Origin of the sequence: Luteibacter sp. CQ10 (assembly GCF_040900725.1) — a bacterium.
Lineage (GTDB): Bacteria > Pseudomonadota > Gammaproteobacteria > Xanthomonadales > Rhodanobacteraceae > Luteibacter.
Window position 1 is genome coordinate 1,332,644 of record NZ_JAEUYM010000001.1, and the last position, 21,071, is coordinate 1,353,714.

At 66.0% G+C, this 21,071-nt stretch carries 13 protein-coding genes; 5 read left to right on the top strand and 8 right to left on the bottom strand.

Features of this window, described 5'->3' with window-relative positions; all coding sequences use genetic code 11:
* Positions 1 to 8: 8 nt before the first annotated feature.
* From JNG39_RS05820 to JNG39_RS05830, 3 genes are all read right to left on the bottom strand, one after another.
* A complete protein-coding gene (locus tag JNG39_RS05820; protein ID WP_368310212.1) occupies positions 9 to 2,081 on the bottom strand; it encodes a hypothetical protein in 2,073 nt (690 codons plus the stop codon).
* A 73-nt stretch (positions 2,082 to 2,154) separates the two neighbouring features.
* Entirely contained in the window at positions 2,155 to 4,083 is a 1,929-nt protein-coding gene (locus tag JNG39_RS05825) for a hypothetical protein (RefSeq protein WP_368310213.1), read from the bottom strand.
* A gap of 83 nt (positions 4,084 to 4,166) precedes the next feature.
* Complete coding sequence (locus tag JNG39_RS05830; RefSeq protein WP_368310214.1) at positions 4,167 to 6,383, bottom strand: hypothetical protein; 2,217 nt, start codon at positions 6,381 to 6,383, stop codon at positions 4,167 to 4,169.
* 501 nt (positions 6,384 to 6,884) lie between these two features.
* Between JNG39_RS05830 and JNG39_RS05835 the strand changes: the two genes are divergently transcribed.
* Positions 6,885 to 9,425, top strand: a complete 2,541-nt coding sequence (locus JNG39_RS05835; RefSeq protein WP_368310215.1) for an autotransporter outer membrane beta-barrel domain-containing protein — start codon at positions 6,885 to 6,887, stop codon at positions 9,423 to 9,425.
* A 368-nt stretch (positions 9,426 to 9,793) separates the two neighbouring features.
* Here the strand turns inward: JNG39_RS05835 and JNG39_RS05840 are convergent, their stop codons facing one another.
* Entirely contained in the window at positions 9,794 to 10,492 is a 699-nt protein-coding gene (locus JNG39_RS05840) for a hypothetical protein (RefSeq protein ID WP_368310216.1), read from the bottom strand.
* 91 nt (positions 10,493 to 10,583) lie between these two features.
* Here JNG39_RS05840 and JNG39_RS05845 point away from each other — a divergent pair, with 91 nt between their 5' ends.
* Positions 10,584 to 11,234 carry a J domain-containing protein gene (locus tag JNG39_RS05845; protein WP_368310217.1) on the top strand — a complete coding sequence of 217 codons (651 nt, stop codon included), beginning with the start codon at positions 10,584 to 10,586 and terminating at the stop codon, positions 11,232 to 11,234.
* A gap of 1 nt (position 11,235) precedes the next feature.
* Here JNG39_RS05845 and JNG39_RS05850 read toward each other — a convergent pair whose 3' ends face one another.
* The 4 genes from JNG39_RS05850 to tviB all read right to left on the bottom strand — a co-directional run bounded on the left by JNG39_RS05850 (position 11,236) and on the right by tviB (position 16,791).
* Positions 11,236 to 12,636, bottom strand: a complete 1,401-nt coding sequence (locus JNG39_RS05850) for a TIGR03013 family XrtA/PEP-CTERM system glycosyltransferase (protein ID WP_368310218.1) — start codon at positions 12,634 to 12,636, stop codon at positions 11,236 to 11,238.
* Positions 12,637 to 12,794: 158 nt separating this feature from the next.
* Positions 12,795 to 14,456 carry a GMC oxidoreductase gene (locus tag JNG39_RS05855; RefSeq protein ID WP_368310219.1) on the bottom strand — a complete coding sequence of 554 codons (1,662 nt, stop codon included), beginning with the start codon at positions 14,454 to 14,456 and terminating at the stop codon, positions 12,795 to 12,797.
* On the bottom strand, positions 14,437 to 15,510 hold the full coding sequence (locus JNG39_RS05860; RefSeq protein ID WP_368310220.1) for an NAD-dependent epimerase: 1,074 nt from the start codon (positions 15,508 to 15,510) through the stop codon (positions 14,437 to 14,439). Before JNG39_RS05860 ends, JNG39_RS05855 begins: the two co-directional genes overlap by 20 nt.
* Positions 15,511 to 15,522: 12 nt before the next feature.
* A complete protein-coding gene (gene tviB / locus JNG39_RS05865; RefSeq protein ID WP_368310812.1) occupies positions 15,523 to 16,791 on the bottom strand; it encodes a Vi polysaccharide biosynthesis UDP-N-acetylglucosamine C-6 dehydrogenase TviB in 1,269 nt (422 codons plus the stop codon).
* Between the two features lie 348 nt (positions 16,792 to 17,139).
* Between tviB and JNG39_RS05870 the strand changes: the two genes are divergently transcribed.
* From JNG39_RS05870 to JNG39_RS05880, 3 genes are all read left to right on the top strand, one after another.
* Complete coding sequence (locus tag JNG39_RS05870; RefSeq protein ID WP_368310221.1) at positions 17,140 to 17,790, top strand: response regulator; 651 nt, start codon at positions 17,140 to 17,142, stop codon at positions 17,788 to 17,790.
* 26 nt (positions 17,791 to 17,816) lie between these two features.
* Positions 17,817 to 20,081: an ATP-binding protein gene (locus JNG39_RS05875; protein ID WP_368310222.1), complete on the top strand. Its 2,265-nt coding sequence runs from the start codon at positions 17,817 to 17,819 to the stop codon at positions 20,079 to 20,081.
* 75 nt (positions 20,082 to 20,156) lie between these two features.
* On the top strand, positions 20,157 to 21,023 hold the full coding sequence (locus JNG39_RS05880) for an aldo/keto reductase (RefSeq protein ID WP_368310223.1): 867 nt from the start codon (positions 20,157 to 20,159) through the stop codon (positions 21,021 to 21,023).
* Positions 21,024 to 21,071: the final 48 nt, after the last annotated feature.

Below are 21,071 nucleotides of genomic sequence, written 5' to 3' on the forward strand. Positions count from 1 at the left end.
TGGAGACGTCACGCGGCGGGCACGTCGAAGCGCGTGACCTTGGAGAAGATGTACTGCGTGCCCAGGGACGGCCTGACGACCGAATAGTTCACGTAGATCGCTTGTCCGGCGTTTTCGGTGAGCCATGCGTCGGGGATGAGCAGGTCGAGCGTATCCCCGGTCATGGAGGCCTGCGGCGAGGTATCGCGGTCGGCCACGCCCGCGACACGCGCGCTCACGGCGTCGCCCGACGCCAGCGGCGGTGCGGTGACGGTCACCGTCCAACCCGTGGGCGTGCGCTCGAACGTGGGCGCCGACAGCGCGATCGGCTGCGCCTGGACCTTCAGCCGGAAGGCTTCCGACAGCGACCACGGGCCGTCTGCCGATTTGCGCACGTAGTAGCGGATCGTGGCTTCGCCGCCGATGACGTCGAGCACCTCCGACCGGGGGATGGTGAAGGTCTGCGGGCCGACCGTGCCGACCGCGCGGGCATCCGTCTCGTAAGGCTTCGGGTAGCCACCCTTCCACGATACGTAAACGGTATCGGTGGCTGCCATGCCCTCGTAGGCCGGCACCTCGACGCTGAGCGACGACATACGGTAGTAGTCGTCATGGGTGAGCAGCGTGCCTCCCTCTCCGGTCGCCTGCGGCACATTCGGCAGGACGAGCAGCTTTCCCGATAGCGACAGTTCGCGCACGGCCGAGGCGACGGGGGCTGCACCTTCGCCGTCCTTGAAGCGCAGGTTGGTGTAGTGGATGCGCAGGATGCCGGTGGCGAAAGGGGAGAGATCATCCCAGGGCAGCTCGAAGGGCAGGTCCTTGCCGGCCATGGCCTTGGACACCTCGCGCGTGGCGGTCTTCGTGACCGGCTCCATGCCGTCGGCGCTGAAGTCCCAATGGAACGTCACGACATCGCCGAAGGCGTGCTTGGCCTCCTTCGGCACGACGAAGGTGGCGCCGAATTCGGGAATCTCCGTTTCGAAGTCCAGCGTGTCGTCCGCGTTCGCATCGTCGGTAGCGAGCGGGGCGGGGAGTTCCACCACGCCGGTGACGGTATAACGCGCATGGGCCGACGTGGACACGCCGTCGATCGGGTCCACGGAGTAGGAGATGGCTAGCGTGCCGCCGTCTTCGAGGACTTCCAGGTCATCGAAATCGACGGTAAAGGGCAGGTCGTAGACCGGCCAGGTAACGGTCAAGGGTTCGCTGTCGAAGCGGTGCACGACGCCCTCGGCGTCGGTGCCCACCCAGTGCATGGTGACCTGCTGGTCTTTCGCCAGGCCCGGGTAGAACGGTGCGCGCACCACGAGCGAGGTGTCGCCCATGCCGGTGATGTCGAGCACGCCCTCGGCGATACCCACCAGTTCGGGCTTGGGCAGCGAGCCGGGTGCGTCGATCTGCACGTCGACGGGCACGGAAGGGGCCTTCAGCGACCAGTTGCGGTTGGTGTCCTCCACCCACCAGGTGGCCTGCAGCGAGCCCAGGCCCATGTCGAGCAGGGCATCGTGCCCGAGGATGAAGACTATGGGTCGACCGGCCGTTTCCTTGGTGAGCGGCTGTCCGCGCATGACGGTGCGATGCCATTGCAGTGACACCACGTCGCCCGCCGCGGCATTGGTCCACGGATCGATGGTGACGGTAACCGACGCCTGGCCGTCCGGGCCGGGATCGGGTACCGGGTTGGGCTCGATGCGGGCGGGACGCAGGTCGGGATTCGTCCAGGTGCCGATGGGTTGGCCCGGGCTGCCGGGGGCGGTGCGCTCCAGGTGAAACTGCCCCGGTTCGGAGGTCGCTTCCTCGCCGCCCGCGGATCGCCAGCGGTAGGTCATCGTGAATGGACCGTCCTCCCGATCGGCGAAGATGCCCGCGGGCAGGGGCATGACGTGACACGGCCAGTCGGACGAGGCCACGGCGATCGGGGTTTCGACGACGGGCAAGGCCTCGTCGTCGATGTAGAGCGACAAGATATCGCCCGCGGCCGCCCCGGCGATCGCGCCGGTTTCCACCGGCACCACGATGCCGGGGCCGTAGAGCACGTCGGCGATGCCGATGTTTCCGTCGGGCGCGCCGGGGATGCGCGGTGGCGCCAGTGGTTGCGGCATGGTGAAAGTCTCCTCCAGGCGGCGCCGTGTCAGCGCGCGCGCCCCGTTGGTTGAAGGTATCCCTCGGTTCGCGTCACGACCTGCCCCTGAATTTGAAGAAATCCAGGCGGATGACATCCTTGCAATGGATCTGGATACGACGGATGCGCATCCCCGGATCGGTGAATGTCACGAAGTGCGCCTTGCTCACGCCTTCCGGCTTGAGACGGATCAGGTGGTCGTGAAGAGGCGTTCCGTCCACGTTCTGGTATTCGACCGTCGCTTCGTTGTCGACCGAGGTGGCATAGAAGCTGACCGTCGTCCATCCGACCGGCATGTGGAGCACCATGCGGACTTCCTTACCCCCGAACTGGGGAGCACTGAGGTACAACACCTTGCCCTCGTATTTGCCCGGTTGTGCCGAGAACGAGATCTGGTCGATGCCGATCTTGACGGCGGGGTCGTGAAGGAATCCCCGGAGGAACGTCGCCGTCATGACATCTTCCCCGGCGGATGAGAACGTCAAGGATTGATCGATGGGATTTGGCGTGATGTACCTGATCGCCTCGAACTCGAAATCGAGGTCCCTGTCGGCGCCATTGCCCGCCGCTATGATGGTGAGTGGCCGCGTTGGCGAAGGGATGCTGACCTGTTCCGCGGTCACCACGGTGTAGATCAACGTGCCCACGCCGCCGGCTGCGGGCCTGACCTTGTCCGACGGAACGCGGATGCTGAGCGAGGATGCCCCGGCGAAGTCGCTTCCGTTGCGGTTCTGCACATCGGTGTAAGTCACGCCTTCCTTGGTGAAGGTCGACGTGAAGGTGATGCGATCGGTGTCCTTGAGAAACGGATAGCGAGGAATGTCGACCAGCAAACCCGAAGCGGAGAGCTTTGCCGGGTCGATGACGAAATCGGGAAATTCCGGTGTGTTCGGCGGAGCCAGCCCCGTCGCGGCGCCCTTGACCTTGGCGACGGTCGCTTCGGAGTGTCGTACGGGAGCGCCGGCTACGTCGTAGCGGCAAGTCAGCTGGCCATTGGGAATGGCGGCGACGATCGCATTGGGAATGTCGAGGAAGAGAACGGCACTGCCCGATCCGGTCACCGTGAAAGACGGTAGCGCCGCGCCATCGGCGTTGATGCGGTCGACGATAAGCGTAACCTGGTCGGTGGGTACCATTCCGCTATACGTGATCAGTACGCGAACCGGGTTCGCGCCCACCTTGTCCAGGTCGATGATGCCGTCCGAATAGTCGACGAGTATGGGCGCGGGAAGCCGTTCCACACCGGCGTCGATCACTTCGGCCTTGGAGAAGAAGGAATGGTTGTTGACGACGTCGAGGATGTAATAGTCCACCCGGGCGATGCCGCCGTCGGTGGTCTGGATGACCGACCACGGTATGATTACCGGGACGGGGCGACCTACCTGCGTCTGGGGAATATCGAAGGGCCCTTGCAGCGCACTGCCCCAGCGGACGAACAGTCGGTCGCCCGCCGTCATGTTCTCCCACGCCGGCACGTTCATCACGAGATCCTGGTTGGCCGCGATGGGCGCGAGGAGTTCGGGAATCGGGGCGAGCTTCGTGTTGACGTACGACGGGTCGCCGAAGACCGGAATACCTCCCGGCGGGGCGAAGTCGACCAGGTAGCCTGCCAGGCGTTCGGATTCCAGGGCTTCCAGTTGCCGCACGATCGCGTACCAGATGTCGACCCGGGCGGTGCTGTTGTCCTGGACGTAGCGTAGAAGCTGTCCCGCTGGTGCCTGTACTTCCACCTCCCTGTTGGATTGGGCAGGCCCGACGGGAAGGCTGGCGAGCGGCACGAGGTCGTCGCCGATAAACAGGTGCAACACGTCCCCCGTTTCGAGATTACCGAAGGGTCCCGTGAAAAATACGGCGTGTTTTGGGTCCTGCGACACCACGAAGCGATTGATGCCGCGATCGAACGAGTCCTTGGCGTAACGGGGAGGGGAAAGCGTTGCTTTGACGGCTCCCTTTTCTCTCAGGGATGCCAGATCCGTCTGCATGGTTCTGCTCCTTATGCGGGTCGGGGCCACCCGTATCGCACGGGTGGCCCACGTCGTCCTGAGGTGATTCGTGGCGGGATCGATCAGCCACCCGGCGCGCGGGCGTCGACGTCGAGATAGATCTCGCTGGCCGGGTCGGACTCCCCGGTGCCGGCATCATTGGTGACCGTGAAGCTCACCTTGATGGAGCCTACGCCGGCGTGGTCTTCAGGGCTCGTGAGGCGCTGGATGGTCTCGTAAGGAATCTTGAGGTCTGCGAAACGGGATTCCTCGTTCGTCGGTGGGGACAGCTGGGGGAACGGGGGCAATTCATTTTTCAGCAAGTCCTCGGGAATTGCGGTTGTCTTGCTGCCACCCGCATCGGCCGCGGATACCACGTATTCATCCAGGGTTTCGGTAAACGCCGGCGTACCGCTGGCGAAGCGGTTGTTGTACCCGTTCACCGTCATGAGGATCCTGTCGTTCGCCGCCATGTTGGCGTAGTGATATACGCGGAGGATCACGCCCGCATACTGGATTCCATCGTTGGTATTGCCATGGGAACGACGGTAGTTCATCGACGGCTGGGCACCACCAGGCTTTCCCTCCACAATGCGCTGGCGTGCGTCGCGATAGAGCCAGATCGACACGGGAATCGGCTTGCCCGCCCCGGGTACGCGGTCGCTCGACGTGACCGTTACCACCCAGGTCGGCGAGCGCTCGGTGTTGACGGCATCCCCCGTGTTACGCCGATTCTCGTAGTAAACATAGTTCGAACCGTCGTTGAACGAGCCGGCGGGAACGGGGTAGGTGAGATCTTCTTCCGCCGTGGCCGACGTGGCGGTGCCGATGAGCACGGGATTGCTGCCGTCCTGGTTGGCCCGGAACAGCGAGATGCTGTCGTTCGTCTGGAATGCCTCGGTGCCGTCCTTCACCAAATGCGGGATGGTGGCGAAGAGTGGGCCGGCCGAATCCTCGGGTACGATCACGTCGTCTACGGTACTGTTCGGGCCACGGACCACGCCCTTGAGCAGTTCGGATTGCCATCCCGAAGCGCGCAGATCGCATTCGATGGTCTTCGGCAGGTTCACAGGAATGGTGAAATTGCCGCGCAGCAGCTGGTAGTCGATGACGAAGTTGAAGCGTCCGTCGGTGTCCGCGCCGAGCTGGACGATGAGTTCGGTCGGAATCTCGCCCGAGGCCACCGGGTCGCCATCCGCGCCCACAACGACGGGCAGCGTGATTTGCTCCACGATGGTGCCGCGGGTGATGATGACGCGGACGCGGTCGCCCACGAGGGGGGTCGTGTAATACGGAATGATGAATTCGGGCGGCGTGCGCGCGTCCTCGAGGTCGATCAGGCCGTCGTCGTGCAGCGGAACCAGGATCTGCTGAAAGCCGGAGGGCGCACCCGAGATCAAAGTGTCGACGGAGTGGATGAGGCCGGTGCGCATGTTTCCGGCGACGTCCACGGCCTTCGGCGCGATGTCGATCCGGCCGTCGATGTCGTTCGCGAGAAAGAAGTCGATCGGAATCTTGAGAGCCACCGTGCCGTTCGGTGGCAAGCGGCCGCCCTTGAACTCCACGGTGGTTCCGTCGCTCTTGGTGAAGACGACGGAGACGTCGTCGTCGATGGCGTGATCCTTGTACGCGACGATTTTGACGTCGAAGCCATCGTCCGCCTCGATCTGCGCTCGTGTCACGCCGTTCCTCAGGTATTCGTCGGGGAGCACGACGTGGCCCAGGTCTTCGGCGTTGGCTCCCGGTTTGCGCTTGTCGATGCGGAAGCGATACACGTTGGAAATGAACGGATTGCTGATCTCGCCACCTTGGCCTACGTAGAGATCGAAGGGGCGATCGTCGCCATCGGCCACGCCCAACTGGGACAGATCCAGGTTGATCTGGATGTCGCCGGTGAAATCGCCCGACTTGACGAAGTCGCTCACGGCGAGAAAATCTTCCGTCGGGTTTTCGGGATCCTGACCGGGAGTCACCACGATCGCGTAGGCGTCGTCGTCCGGTTGCGTGTTTTCGACCTTCGGACAGGTGACCGTCACCACGCCGTCCGCCATGTCCACCGGAATGACTTTTTTCGGCTCGTTCGGGTTGTTGAAGTCACCGGTGATGGTCCGGGCGACGGGAATGGCCGGGTCGAGGTCGACTCGCGCGAACGTGCCATTGCGAAGCGCCCTCTGGTTGATGGCGAGGGCCAGCGCTCCCTTGGATTTCAGCGTGACTGTCGGCTGCTGCCACAGGCCGTCGGCACGTGCCGAGCCTTGTCGCCGGACGCTTACGGTGGGTGAGGAAAACTGCTTTGCCATGACGGACTCCTTTTGTCGTGTTGCTCCGTGGGTGTTCCTGCGACGCGTCGGAAGACGCTGAGGAACGCTTAGGTTAGGTCCGTCGACGAGGCTTCGGAATAGGGCTGAGGTCGTAGGCGTCGTCGGGTTGAAATCGGCAAGCGCATTCGCGCACGGCGCGAAACGTGCCGTAAATCGCCATCATGATCGGCAATTCACCGTGTTTTCACGATTCGTCGGCTAGCTACACATCGTCGTGACAGGAAACGCCGGAACCGTTTCATGCCGCGAAGTACGCCGTCTCCCCGACATCCGACCGCAGTCAAGGACGCGGAATGGAGGATCGTCCCATGAAGTTTCCCGTTTTTAGGACTACGCCTCATTCCGGGGCGCCTTTGATCGTGGTGTCATTGGATGTTTCAAGTGCGGCTCGTTTCGAGCCCTCGGCTGTCCGCGTGCGGTCAGCCAAGTGGCGCCACGCGCTCGACTCCCTGTCGTAATCATTAAAAAAGGACACTCACGATGAGCCAGACGAACTGCTCACCGCAGTCGCGCACGCCTGTCTATCTGCTGACGATGATTTCGCTCGCGCTGCCCTGCCAAATGGCCAGGGCCGATTCGATTGCAGGTCCCGGGCAATCGGCGCAGGTGGGTCCCGGCTCCCCGGTGGTGAACTGGAGTGTGAGTAATTTCGCAACACTTCAAGTCGTCGACGGCGGCGCGACGGGGCACATCATCGGCTCATCGGGCGCATCGATAAGCATCGTTGGCGGCGAAGTCACGGCCGATACCAACCCCGTCATCCTGAGCGACGCGGCCATCCGGTTGACCGGTGGCATGGGCAGCGGCGCCAACCTAATCATCGAACGGTCGCGCGTCACGGATACCCGTGGGAGGGCGCTGTCGCTGCTGCATGCCGAGGCCGATGCGGTGCAGGCTTCGGCAACCGTCAACGCATCCCAGTTGAGCGGAGCCCAGGACGGCGCCTTCCTCGCCAGCGGTGGGTTGCTGCATATCGACCAGGGGTCCCGAGTCGACGGCATCTCGGGCAGCGGCATTGTGTTCTCCACGGGGCGGCTCGAGGTCATGGGCGGCTCCGTCGTGAACGGAGGCGCCAATGGCATCACCATTACCGATGGCACGCGGTTGCCGGAGGAGCAGAAAGGACGCACGCTCGTCATCGACGGCTCGTCCGTGACCGCGCAGACCGGGTCCGGCATCGTCGTGGGCTCGGTAAGCAATCCGAATCCCACCGTCGCCACGATCGCGTTAACGAACAACGCCAGTGTCACCGGTGGCGACGGCGTCGCCGTGCGGACGGCGGCGAACGGCAATACGAACCTGTTGATCGATGCCAGCGACATCGTGGGCGACATGGTATCCGACGGCGGGCGTTTCGACATCGCCATGAATGGGGCGTCGTCCGCCACGGGCAGAATGAGCCAAGTAGGGGCGCTCACCCTGCAGGACGACTCGACCTGGGACGTCACCGGTGATTCGGACGTGGGTTCGCTGGAGCTTTCGTCCTCGACCCTCGCATTCCAGTCCGCGCAGGGTGGGACGCACGTTTCGGCGACAGTGCACGGCGATTTCTCGGGCGGCAATGGACTCCTGCGCTTCCAGACCGACATGAACGCGGGTGGACCGCTCTCCGCCCAGTCGACCGATCGCCTGCTGATCGAAGGCAACGTGACGACGACGGCCCCCACCTTCGTCGAGGTGGTCGCCCATGGCGACGGTGACGCCACGGACACGAACGGCAACGGTGCTACCGATGCCAACGAAGGCATTTCGCTGATCCAGGTGGCCGGCAATTCGCGCGCGGACGCGTTCGCGCTTCGTGGTGGCTACGTCGCCGCCGGACCGTACCAGTACACGCTGCATGCGTTCGGCCCGGGGCAGACGGACGCGTCGCAGAACGCGCTGGCCAGCGGTTCGCTCAACTGGGATTACCGCCTCGGAAGCACGCTGTGCACCACCGAGGGCTGTAACCCCCCGCCGCCGCCGCCCCCGCCGCCGCCGCCGCCGCCGTGCGAGGGCGACGATTGCGAGCCGCCCCCGCCGCCCCCGCCCCCGCCGCCGCCCCCGCCGGTGGAGCGCGAAGCCGTGGTGCCGCAGTTGCCTTCTTACCTCTCGGCACCGGCCGCATTGCTCACCTACGGCGACATGCTCAACGACGGCTTGCGCCAGCGCCTGGGCGAGATCCGCAGTGGCGACTCGGGCCAACCGATCGGTGGCGAAGCGTTCGCCCGTTATCTCGGCGGCCAGTCGCGCTATTCATCCAATCGCTCCTTCGAAAACTACGGCTATGACTTCGACCAGCAGGTCAACGCGCTGCAGGTCGGCGCCGGCCTGATCTCGTTGGATAACGACAGCGGCACGCTGCGCGCTGGCTGGGCGGCCGACCATGGCACCACGCGCGTCTCGCCGCACGCCGTGGACGGCGACAGCTCCGCGAAATACCGCGCCACCGGCGTCACCGCCTGGATTACATGGCAAGCCGGCAGCGGCTGGTGGCTCGACGCGATCGTGGCCGGCCAGCGTTTCCGTGGCGACGTCGCCACCGACCTGCGCGGTTCGAACATGGCCCGCCTTCGCGCGGCGGGACGCACGTTGTCGGCGGAGGTCGGCAAGCCGTTCGCGCTCGGCGGCGACTGGATCGTGGAGCCGCACGCGCAGGTGAAGTATCAGACGGTGAACTTCAAGCGATTCACCGATGCCGACGGCCTCGCGGTCGACCTGGGCAACGCCCGCCAGACCAGCGTACGCATCGGCGCCTTGATCAGTCGCATTGCCAATCCACGCCTGATGCCCTACGCGAGGCTAGATCTCACCCACACGAGCAACGGCGATCCGTCGGTGGATGTCAGCAGCGAAGCGTGGAACCTGAGCGATCGCTTCACGTCCGGCCGCGTGGGTAACGCCGTTCGCGTGGCGGCCGGTGCCACCAGCCAGGTCACGCCAAACATCCAGCTCTACGGCGAGGGCAGCTACCAGCGCTTCGTCGGCAGCTACGGCGTACGCGGCTGGACGGCCAACCTCGGTATGCGCGTCACGTTCTAAAGCATCCTGCCTTAGGCCCCGGCCTCCTCCTTGCGGAGGCCGGGGCCCTGAAGGCTCTCCTTGCCATTCGATACCACTCCCGCATGCCGGTCACTTCCTGTGATCCCTGAGCTTCCTTCGGCTCCGTAGGGCTCCCCTCCCTGACCATCCGTGAGCCTCCATCGCTCACCGGCAAAGCCGGAAGTGGTATCGAGGTATCAAGGTATCGTGTTGGTTTGCTTCGGAAAATAGGCCGGTGGTTGTAGGCGCGAGTGTCCATAATCGGACGGAACCGGACACCCTGGCGCCCACGGCGCGACGCATGCCGCATCCGTCCGGGCTTTCGCTGTCCGGAAGCGGACAACCGTCGCTCGCACCCGCTATGTCCTTTAGCGAATGGCGACGATCCACAGCGACGCGCCCTGCGCGGGCTCCACTTTCCACGACACGTCGTAGGTGCCGGCGGTGTCCACCTGCTTCCATGCCACCACGCCCTGCACGCCGCTCTCGTCGGGCAGGCGGGTGAATTCGTCGATGGTGGTGAATCCGTCGCCGGGCGTGACGCTCATGCGCTTGACGCCGCCATCGCCCCACCAGAACGCCAGCAGGGTGGCCGGGCCGTCCACGGTGATCTTGCCGCTGGTCACCTCGCTGGACGGGGGGGCATACACCTGCACCACCTGCGGCGCCCGCGTGGCGTGCATCACTTCCACGAAGGGTAGCGACAGCTCGCCGCGGGCGTTGCCGGGCTTGTCGAGGCTGACGCGGTGTTCGGGACCACCCTTGCCGCCGATGGCGTAATACGCCTTGACGTTAAAGGCGTCGTATCCCTCGTAGGTTACCGGCTTGCCCAGCGGTTTCCAGGTGTTGCCGTAGGTGTCGGTCGGCCGGGCATCGTTGCTGGCGTAGCCGGCGTTGAACACGATGAAGACGCTGCCGTTCTCATGCGTGCCGACGCCCGGTGTCACGGCCGGGTTTTCGCCGAGACCTTCGGCCTGGCCCAGGAAAACATGGCCGCCCAGCGCGGGCGGTGGCGTGGCCGCCAGCGTGGGCGACGCCATCGCCATCGCGGCAAGAAACACGTTCAAGCGCATGATTTCCTCCAAAAGGCCTACTTGTCATTCGTGAATGCGTGGTTCACGCTGCATGGGTGCACGCGAACGTGCAGGGGCCTCGCACGTGACGGACGAAACCGACTTCCTCGAGTTGTACGGCAAGCTGCGCCTGCGGCCGGACTGCTCGTTGGACGAATTTCGCCTGGCGTATCGCCGTTACGTCGGCCAATGGCATCCCGATCGCCGCCGCGGTCCCCGTGCCCAGAAGCTGGCCGCCTCGCGCCTGCAGCGCATCATCGCGCAGTACGACGCGGCCATGGCATTTCATCGTCGTCACGGCCGCCTGCCCGGCGCGGGATTCGGCGCGGCTCCCGTGCGTACGCCGATGGCGGTTTCCGCTTCCGTTGAACCGGTGAAGGCGCCGGTGGCCGAACGTCGGCAACGCATGCCGAGGTTGTTCGTTCCGCTCGCGGTGGTCGCGCTGATCGCACTGGCGTATCCGTTGCTGTCGCCCGGAACGAAACCGTCCGTCGACACGGTCGCCGATACCGGAGACGTCAATGCGCCCGTGAATGACGCGCCGGTCGAGGGTCGGCTGAGCCTGGGCATGTCGATGGACGAGGTGCGCGGTGTCGAAGGCGAACCCACGCGCCGGGGCGAAGAACGCTGGGAATACGGGGCGTCGTGGGTCGGTTTCGAAAAGGGTACCGTCACCGACTGGTACAGCTCGCCCTGGCAGCCGCTGCACGTGGCCAGCGCGCACGCGCCGCGCTGACTCAGCGGGCGCCACGACCGAACAGCACCACTTCCACCGTCTCGATCAGGATCACCAGGTCGAGGAACAGGTTGTGGTTCTTCACGTAGAAGAGGTCGTACTTGAGCTTCTCGGCGGCGTCTTCTTCGGACGCACCGTAGGGATAGCTCAGCTGCGCCCAGCCGGCGAGGCCCGGCTTGATGCTGTGGCGCAGGCCGTAGAAACGGATCTTGGTTTCCAGGTCGGACACGAACTGGGGGCGTTCCGGACGCGGGCCGACGATGCTCATGTCGCCGCGGACCACGTTCCACAGCTGCGGCAGCTCGTCGAAGCGCAGCTTGCGGCAGATGCGGCCGACGCGGGTCACGCGGTCGTCCTTCGCCGAGGCCCAACGGGCCACGCCGTCCATCTCGGCGTCGGTGCGCATGCTGCGGAACTTGTACAGCCAGAACGTGGCGCCGTTCTCGCCGACGCGTTCCTGGCGGTAGAGGATCGGCTGGCCGCGCCCGGATTCGATGCGGATGGCGAGCGCCACGCCGAGCATGATCGGCCAGCAGAGCAGGGCGATCGCCAGCGAGGCGCCGATGTCGAAGGCGCGTTTGACGAACAGCGCCAGCGGCGAGGCGTTGAAGCCGCCGGAAAACACGAGCCACGACGGGTCGAGCATGGTCAGCTGCACGCGACCGGCCTCGCGCTCGACGAAGGTGGTGAGGTCGGTGATCTGTACGCCGAGCTGGCGGCAGGCGAGCAGGTCTTCCATCGGCAGGCTGCCGCGGCGATCGTCCACGCCGACGACGATCTCGTCCAGTCGCTCGCGGCGCGCGAGTTCGGCGAGCGACGCCTCGCGCGGTATCAGGAACTCCCTCGGTACCAACGGCGTTTCGTTAACGCCGGGCACGTAGCCGACGAGGCAGAAACCGCGGCGATCCGAGCGGCGACGCATGCGCGTGTGGATCTGCTGCGCACGCTGGCCGGCACCCAGCACCACGACCCTGCGCTTGAGCGCGTCCAGTTCCACCAGGCGCATGAACAATCCGCGGAACGCGGCGGTGGCGATGAAGCCGATGAGCAGGGCCATGCCGAGCACGCCGCGTCCGACGTAAGCCTGGGGGATCACGTAGTAGCCCACCACGAGGGCCAGGCCGCCCAGCCCGAAGGCGATCGCGTGGCGGGCGAGTTGCCCGCGCCAGCTCATGCGCAGGTTGGCGCGGTATTCGCCCAGCGCGGCCATGCCGAGGAAGATGACCACCGCGAACATGACCGCGCGTGCGATGAGCAGGCCGTGGGACGCGGTCTGGTCCTCCGGTGCGGGCGCGAAGCGGATCAGGGTGGCCAGTTGCAGCGATACCGCCAGCAACATGAGCTCGCAGGCCGCGAGCAGGGTGATCCATCGAAGGATCGGTTGCCGGAACAGGCGAATCATCGGTGCGTCCCCCACGGTGTCGTCGCCACGTTAGGTGCGTGGTGGGCGGGTGTCGATGTGCCGAAGCGGGTGCCGTAAGGCTAGGCCGTTCGGGTGTAAAGCCCGTGTTGCATGGGGGCGGGCATCGCGCACGACGTGCGCGATCGCCTCGCCGGGGTTCAGATCAGTCCCGTCTCGCCGAGCAGCTCGCGCAGCCGGTCGGCCAGGCGCAGGCTCAGCGCGATGAGGGTGAAGGTGGGAAACGCCCAGCCGCCGGTGGGAAACGTCGAGCTGCCGGCCACGTGCAGGTTGCCCATGCCGTGGACCTTGCCGTGCGGATCGACGACGCCTTGCGCAGGCGATTCGGCCATGCGCGTGGTGCCCATGTGATGCGCGGTACCGTGCACGCCCGATGTCGCGCCGTCCTCCTGAAGCCACGGCGAGGGCTCGAAATGCCCGCCGCAGGCCTTGGCCAGGCTTGGTCCGGCGACGGCGGTGAGCGCGCGCCAGGTGTGGCGATCCAGGTCGCCGAGGCGCCAGTCCACCTGCACCTTGCGCAATCCGAGCGCGTCGCGTTCGGTACCGAGGGTGATGCGGCTGTCGCGGTTCGGCGCCTGCTCGAAGAATCCGACCAGGTCGACGCGATCGCTGGGCACGGTGGGGCGGTCGTTGAGCTTCTGTCCGACGGCGCGGATCACGTCGCCGATGTGCAGGCCCAATCGCATCGCGCTTATCGCGAGGCCTTGCGGCACCGCGACGGCGCCACTGGGCCCGTTCTGCAGGGCGGCGCAAAGGCGGGCCTCGAGCAGCGCGCTCTCCTCGCGCGACGGCGGGCGCAGCGCGGCCCGCATGTCGCGCAGGGCGCGGATGCCGCGCGGTATGTCGCCTTCGACCGCGAAGGGGTGCACGCGCCCGTTGAGCATGCGGTGCCGCCGTTGCGCCTCGGTCGCGAGGCCTATCTCGGCGGCGATGGGTGCCCGCACCTTCCCGACGGTGCGCTCGTAGGGCCGCGTGAGGCGATCGGGTTCGGGTGAATGCACGCTGCCGATCGTGCCGCTGGGATGATCCATGAAATAGCGTCCGACCAGATCGCGGTCGTTGCCCAGGCCGTTGGGCGCCACCTTATCGGAGAGCAGCAGGATGCGCGCGTTCTCGATGCCGCCGGCGGCGAGCACGTAATGGCGCGCACGCACCCGGCCGCGGCGGCCGTCGATCGAGCCGATGCGCAAGGCGGTGACGGCGGTCGCCGACGGGTTGGCCTCCAGCTCCATCGCGTTGGCATGGAGGAGCACGGTGACGTTCGGCTGTGCGCGCAGCTCCTCGCGATAGCCGTCGCCGAAGTTGATCGGGCTGCGCGCGAAGATGAAATTGACCATCGCTTCGGGATCGAGGTCGAGCAGCTTGCGCGGGGTGGGGCCGTCGAAACTGCCCGGCCCGAAATCGTGCGAAGGGTCGATGCGGCAGAAGTCGCGGGCCATCTCGTACCACGGCGCGAGATCGGCGTACCGTAGCGGCCAGCCGCTGTCGGGCACCCAGTCGCGCGGCTCGAAGTCGCTGTCGGCGAAGGGAATGCAGCCGCCGCCCCACAGGGTGCAACTGCCACCGAGCACGCGCATGCGCGCGGTGCCGGCGTCCAACGCGTAGGGGCCTACCGAGCGGCCGTCGTAGAGCGCCTGGCTGCTGTCCTCGCCCGCGAGGCCGCCCCCTTCGACGAGGCATACGCGCAGGCGGCTGCCCTCGAAGGCGCGCGCGATGGCGATGCCCGCCGGACCGGCGCCGATGATGCAGAGGTCGGCCTCGTGCTCGTCGGGTACCGAGGGGTCAAGGTAATCCAACAGCACGGTGATCTCCCATGAACGAATGAGCTTCGGCGGCGGCCATGGTCGGCCTGCCGTAATACGCGAGATACCAGTCGACGAAGCGGCGCACGCCTTCTTCCACGTCGACACGCGGTTCGTAACCGGTGTCTTCGCGCAGCGACGCGATGCTGGCTTCGGTATCGGGCACGTCGCCGGCCTGAAGGGGTAGCAGATCGAGCGTCGCCTTGCGCCCGAGGCATGCCTCGAGCACTTCGATGTAGCGCAGCAGTGCCACCGGCCGTTCGTTTCCGATGTTGTAGATGCGGTACGGCGCCACGCCGCTGGAGCCAGGGTCGGGCGCGTCGCCGTTCCAGCGCCCGTCGGCCGACGGCAGGCGATCGAGCGCGCGCAGCACGCCTTCGACGATGTCGTCCACGTAGGTGAAGCTGCGCTTGTGGCGGCCGTGGTTGAACACGGGCAGGGGCTCCCCGGCGAGGATGGCGCGGGTGAACAGGAACAGCGCCATGTCGGGGCGTCCCCAGGGCCCGTACACCGTGAAGAAGCGCAGGCCGGTGCAGGGCAGGCCGTAGAGATGCGCGTAGCTGTGCGCCATCTGTTCGTTCGCCTTTTTCGACGCCGCGTAGAGCGTCAGGGGGTGCTCGGTCGGCTGCCGCTCGCTGAAGGGCATGAGGGTGTCGGCGCCGTAGACCGAGCTGGTCGAGGCGAACACGAGGTGCTCCACCCCGTGATGACGGCACCCCTCCAGGACGTGCAGGAAGCCGGTGACGTTGCTGGAGACGTACACGTGCGGATTCGTCGCCGCGTAACGCACGCCCGCCTGCGCGGCGAGGTTGACCACCCGCCGGGGCCGATGGGTGGCGAAGACCTGCTCCACCGCGGCGCGGTCGGCGAGGTCGGCATGCACGTGGGTGTAGCGCGGATGATGCCGGAACCGTTCGAGCCGGGCCTTCTTCAATCCCACGTCGTAGTAGTCGGACAGGCTGTCCAGGCCCACCACGTCGTCGCCGCGCTCGAGCAGGCGCATGGCCAGGTGCGATCCGATGAAGCCCGCCGTACCCGTCACGAGCACCTTCATGGCATCACCGCGTCAGAGCCGACCGTCCACCGCGTCGCGCGGCAGCACGTACTTCACGTCGTAGACCAGCGACACGGGCTTGCCGAACGCGCGGATGCCGTCCGGGCCCAGCTCGATGAACTGGACGTGGCCCACGGCTACCACGATCGCGTCGTAGACCCCGCGTTCGGGGGCGTCGATCGGGCGGATACCGTATTCGTGGACGGCTTCGTCGGCCTGCACCCAGGGATCGTGGACATCGATGCCGACGCCGTAGCCTTCCAGCGCATGCACGATGTCGACCACGCGCGTATTGCGCAGGTCGGGGCAGTTTTCCTTGAAGGCCAGGCCCAGGATCAGCACGCGCGCCTTCACCGGGTTGATCCCCTTGCGCACCATCAGGCGCACGACTTCGCCGGCCACGTAAGGGCCCATGCCGTCGTTGGTGCGCCGCCCGGCGAGGATCACGTCGGGATGATGTCCCACCTGCTGGGCCTTGTGGGTGAGGTAATAGGGATCGACGCTGATGCAATGACCGCCCACCAGACCGGGGCGGAAGGGCAGGAAGTTCCACTTGGTGCCGGCGGCTTCCAGCACTTCCAGCGTGTCGATGCCCAGCTTGTTGAACAGGATGGCGAGATCGTTGACCAATGCGATGTTGAGATCGCGCTGGGTGTTCTCGATGACCTTGGCCGCCTCGGCCACCCGGATCGAACTGGCCTGGTGCGTGCCGGCGACGATTACCGAACGATAGAGCCGGTCCACGATATCGGCCGTGGCCGGCGTGGACCCCGAGGTGACTTTGAGAATTCCCGTAACCCGATGCGCCTTGTCGCCCGGATTGATCCGCTCCGGGCTGTAGCCGGCGAAGAAATCCTGGTTGAACCTCAGGCCCGATTCGCGCTCGAGGATCGGCACGCAGATTTCTTCGGTGCAGCCGGGATATACGGTGGATTCGTACACCACGATGTCGCCGCGCTTGAGCACCTTGCCGATCGTGGCGCTGGCTTTTTCCAGCGGCCCCAGGTCGGGGCGCTTGGCCTCGTCGATGGGCGTGGGCACCGTGACGATGTAGATGTCGCACTCGGCCAGTTCGCCGATGCCGGAGGAAAATTTGAGGAGTTTCGCTGCCCGCAGTTCGTCGCCGTCCACTTCCAGGGTGGCGTCGCGACCATCGCGAAGCTCGTCGATGCGACGGGAATTGATGTCGAATCCGAGGGTTGCGTAATGCTTGCCGAATTCCACGGCGAGTGGCAGGCCGACGTAACCCAGGCCCACCACGCCGACGCGCAACGTCTCCAGGGAGCGCGAGTCGCACGGCCCAATGGCAACGTACGGTTGCGATGTCGCAATCGGCTCGCGCGTGTTCGCGCTGCCGTCGGTACGGCGGCTGGGAGTGTCCATGCCCGCTTCCTACCCCTGGTCGGCTGTCGAATTGCCCCGGCGAGGGGCAGGAAAAGCGTATCAACGACACCGGGATTTGCCTGTACCGCTTATGGGGATTGGCCGAATGGCCGATACGACGCAGGCTGAACGAGCGTCCGCGAAACGTGAACTTGGCGTTTACAATGCCGTGCCCCCGCGATATGTTTCTTCGGCCTCGTCCATTCGGACGACGTTCGAAACACCGCATAGCGAATTGGTCCACTCATGTCCGCGCGAACCTACATCGGCTCTGTGCGCGTGGCCTTGCTGGACGATCATGCGCTCGTCCGGAAAGGGCTCGTCGCGCAGCTCGAAAAATCGTCCTCGATCATCGTCGTGGGCAGCCACGGCAGCAGCAAACCCTTCCGTGCGTTGCTCGCCGGCATGCCGGTCGACGTGGCGCTGATCGACTACTCGCTCTCGCGCGACGACATCGACGGTGTCGCCCTGGTCAAGCAGATCCGCGCCGCGCACCCGCGCGTGAAGATCCTGGTGGTTTCCGCCCACGAGGAAGGCCTGGTCGTGCAGCGATTGCTGCAGGCCGGTGCCGACGGTTTCGTGGCGAAGAGCCAGGACCCCGACGACGTGATCAAGGCGATCGATGCGGTGATGACCGGGCAGCGCTACGTGTCGTCGTCGTCACAGCACACCGTGGCGCCGGCGTCCCTCGCCCTGCTTTCGCCCAAGGAAACCGAGGTGGTGCGTTGCCTTCTCGAAGGCAAGGCGGTGTCGGAGATCGCCAGGAAGTTCGATCGCAGCGTGAAGACCATCAGCGCGCAGAAAAGCGCGGCCTATCGGAAGCTCATGATCGCCAACGATGCCGAGCTGTACAAGCTCAGCGCGCACATCCTCGGCCAAGGTGGTAGCCAGACGTGAGGAGAATCCTGGCCAGGATGGCTCTCGTGGCATCCCTCTGCATCGCACCGTCCGCGGAGAGCGCCAAGGCGCCGCCGCCCGATTCCGAAACCCTGCGCCGCTGGGTGGTGGCGCATCCGGTGGTGCGTGTGGCGATCGACCCCCAGCAGGGCTCGGAGATCTCCAGCGGCAACGTCAACCCGCTGATCTCGGGTTACCTCGAACTGACCGCGAAAAAGGCCGGTGTCAGGCTGGATGCCGTGCGCACGGCCTCGTGGAACGATTCGGTGAAGGCGTTCCTCGACGGTCGCGTCGACCTCCTGCCGTCCACGAACGACCGGATGCTGAAGGACGTCGAGGGCAAGGCGCTTCTTTCCGCGCCGATCTACGAGGGACGGACGCTGATCATCGCCCGCACGGTGGGCCCGCCGCGCCTGACCATGCGCGACCTCGACGGCCTCCGGGTGGCCTACAAGGGCGGCGGCGCCTACGATGCCTGGCTGGTCCGCGAGCATCCCTCGGTGCGGCGGCTGCCGCTGGCCGACCTGCACCAGGTGCTGGTCGCGGTCGAAAGCGGCATCGCCGACGTGGCGATCGGCGCCGACGTGTCCTTCGGGCCCATCCTGCGTCGCGATTACGCGGTGAGCCTGCGGGTCGCCGGCGACATACCCGAATTTCCGGTGACGGTGCGCGTGGCGGCGCACCCCGACCAGCCCGAGCTGGTGGCGCTCATCGAGAAATCGCTTCGCAGCATCGGTCCGAAGGAAAACCAGCAGGTCATCGAGCGCTGGCTGCAGTTGGCCTACCTGCGCCCGCCGACGTTCTCGCAGGTGTTCGCCACCTATGGCGTCGAGATCGGGCTGGCGCTGGCCCTGGTGGCCATGCTGTTGTTCGCGATGTTGCAGATGCGCCGAGCGCAACTCGCCTCGCGGCGCAGCGAACGGCAGAAAACCATGCTGCTGGCCGTGATGAGCCACGAGGTTCGCAATGCGGTCAACGCCGTGGCGTCGTCGGTCGATCTGCTGGCCCGCATGCCGGGCGAGGGTTCGCGTCGCGACCTGCTGGCCATCGCCGTGTCCGGTAGCCGCAACCTCCAGAATCTCCTGAAGAACGCCCTCGACTTCTCGCGCGACGAGGCCTCGGGTTTCACCCCCGACCTGGGACCGTGCGACGCGTATGCCGTGGCACGCGACGTGATCGAGGCGCACCGCGGCGCCATCGAGGCGCGCGGCGTGGCGGTCAAGCTCGACCTGCCCATGGGGCCGCTGCCGTGGTTGCTGCTCGACGAGACGCGGCTGCGCCAGGTCATGGACAACCTCGTGGGCAACGCGGTCAAGTTCACCACCGAAGGCCACGTGGGGCTGGCGATCTGGCAGAGCGTCGACGAATCGTCCGTGGAGGAGATCCGCCACGTATACGTGGAGGTGTTCGATACGGGCGAGGGCATTCCCCTCGACCGCCAGCGGGAGATCTTCCGGCCCTTCGGCCAGGCCCACGGGGGGCTTTCCCGCCGGCTGGGCGGTACGGGGCTGGGGCTTCCCATCTGCCGCGAAATCGTTCGACAGCTGGGCGGCACGCTGGCGTTGTCGTCCGACGCGGGCGTGGGTACGACCGTGCGCGTGGTCTTGCCGACCAGCCTGGTGCCCGCGCCGGCCGACATCGCCGCCGACGGCGCCGCGGAAGCCGATGCGCCGCTGGGCGTGGTACTGCTGGTGGAGGACCATCCCGCGAACCGGCAGATCCTCGCCGCGCAGTTGCGCTACGTCGGTTACGACACCGTGGCGGTCGATCGCGGTCAGGCGGCCATCGACGTGTTCGAACCGGGTCGCTTCGACGCGGTGCTGCTCGACTGCGAATTGCCCGACATGCACGGCTACGACGTCGCCGTGGAGCTGCGGGCGCAGGAGTCCGCGATGCCCGGCATTCGCACCCGCTTCGTCGCCGTGTCGGCCAGCAGCGGCGACGACCACGTGCGCCAGTGCGAGGCGTCCGGCATCGACGTGGTGCTGGGCAAGCCCCTGTCGTTGACGGCGTTGCGCGATGCCCTGGCACGATCGGAAGACCACGCGGCGGCACGCGCGGTCTTCCGCAAGGAATCGCTCTCCGACCTGGGGAAACTTCGCGAAGCGCTCGCTTCGGGCGATGGCGACCTCGCGCTTTCGCTGGCCCATCGCATGCGTGGCAGTGCCCTCGTCTTCGGTGCGTACGGTCTGGCCGGCGAACTCGCGCGGCTGGAGGCGGCGTTGTCGGATCGCACCCCGGGCGCCCCCGCGGTCGACGAGATCGTGCAACGCGTGGCCGCTCGCCTTTGACGGCGTGACACCCTTTAAACGGGTCGGGGTGTACCCATGTCGATCGGGTTACCCCATCACACTGGAGACGACACCATGTCAGGCATCCATGCATCCGCAAGCGGCACGTTCAAGATCGGCGGCGACCTCGAGGTCAACCGCCTGGGCTTCGGCGCCATGCGCATCACCGGCGAGGGCATCTGGGGCGAGCCGAAAGACAAAGGCCGGGCGTTGCAGACCTTGCGCCGGGTTCCCGAGCTGGGCATCAATTTCATCGATACGGCCGATAGTTACGGGCCTTTCGTCAGCGAAGACCTGATCCGCGAAGCCTTGCACCCGTACGACAAGTCCGGCGTGGTCATCGCCACCAAGGGCGGCCTTACCCGGCACGGGCCGAACATCTGGATGCCGTTGGGACGGCCGGAGTACCTGCGCCAGTGCGTGCTCATGAGCCTGCGCCGCCTGGGCGTGGAGCGCATCGACCTGTGGCAGCTGCATCGCATCGACGCGAAGGTGCCCCGGGACGAACAGTTCGGCGTGATCCGCGACATGCAGAACGAGGGACTGATCCGTCACGTCGGCCTGTCCGAGGTAAACGTCGAGGAGATCGAAGCGGCGTCGAAGTTCTTCAAGGTCACCACGGTGCAGAACCTCTACAACCTCGGCAATCGCCAGAGCGAGGCGGTACTGGATTACGCCACCCAGAAAGGCATCGGCTTCATCCCCTGGTTCCCGCTGGCCGCGGGGGAACTGGCGAAGGAAGGCTCGGTGCTGTCGAACATCGCGCAGAAGCTCAACGCGTCCAACGGTGAGGTGGCCCTGGCGTGGTTGCTGAAGCGTTCGCCGGTGATACTGCCGATCCCGGGTACGGGCGACCCGGCTCACCTGGAAGAGAACGTGAAGGGGGCTTCGTTGCAACTGTCCGACGAGGACTTCGAGGCGCTCGAACACGCGGCGAAGTAACGCTTCGCGGGATTCGCCGATGCGATCGGCTCCCACCCTTTCGGGGCA

Coding starts and splice junctions, on each gene's coding strand:
- JNG39_RS05850 (WP_368310218.1), bottom strand. CDS start 12,636: ATGATTCGCCTGTTCCGGCAACCGATCCTTCGATGGATCACCCTGCTC.
- JNG39_RS05825 (WP_368310213.1), bottom strand. CDS start 4,083: ATGCAGACGGATCTGGCATCCCTGAGAGAAAAGGGAGCCGTCAAAGCA.
- JNG39_RS05880 (WP_368310223.1), top strand. CDS start 20,157: ATGTCAGGCATCCATGCATCCGCAAGCGGCACGTTCAAGATCGGCGGC.
- JNG39_RS05830 (WP_368310214.1), bottom strand. CDS start 6,383: ATGGCAAAGCAGTTTTCCTCACCCACCGTAAGCGTCCGGCGACAAGGC.
- JNG39_RS05870 (WP_368310221.1), top strand. CDS start 17,140: ATGTCCGCGCGAACCTACATCGGCTCTGTGCGCGTGGCCTTGCTGGAC.
- JNG39_RS05860 (WP_368310220.1), bottom strand. CDS start 15,510: ATGAAGGTGCTCGTGACGGGTACGGCGGGCTTCATCGGATCGCACCTG.
- JNG39_RS05835 (WP_368310215.1), top strand. CDS start 6,885: ATGAGCCAGACGAACTGCTCACCGCAGTCGCGCACGCCTGTCTATCTG.
- JNG39_RS05820 (WP_368310212.1), bottom strand. CDS start 2,081: ATGCCGCAACCACTGGCGCCACCGCGCATCCCCGGCGCGCCCGACGGA.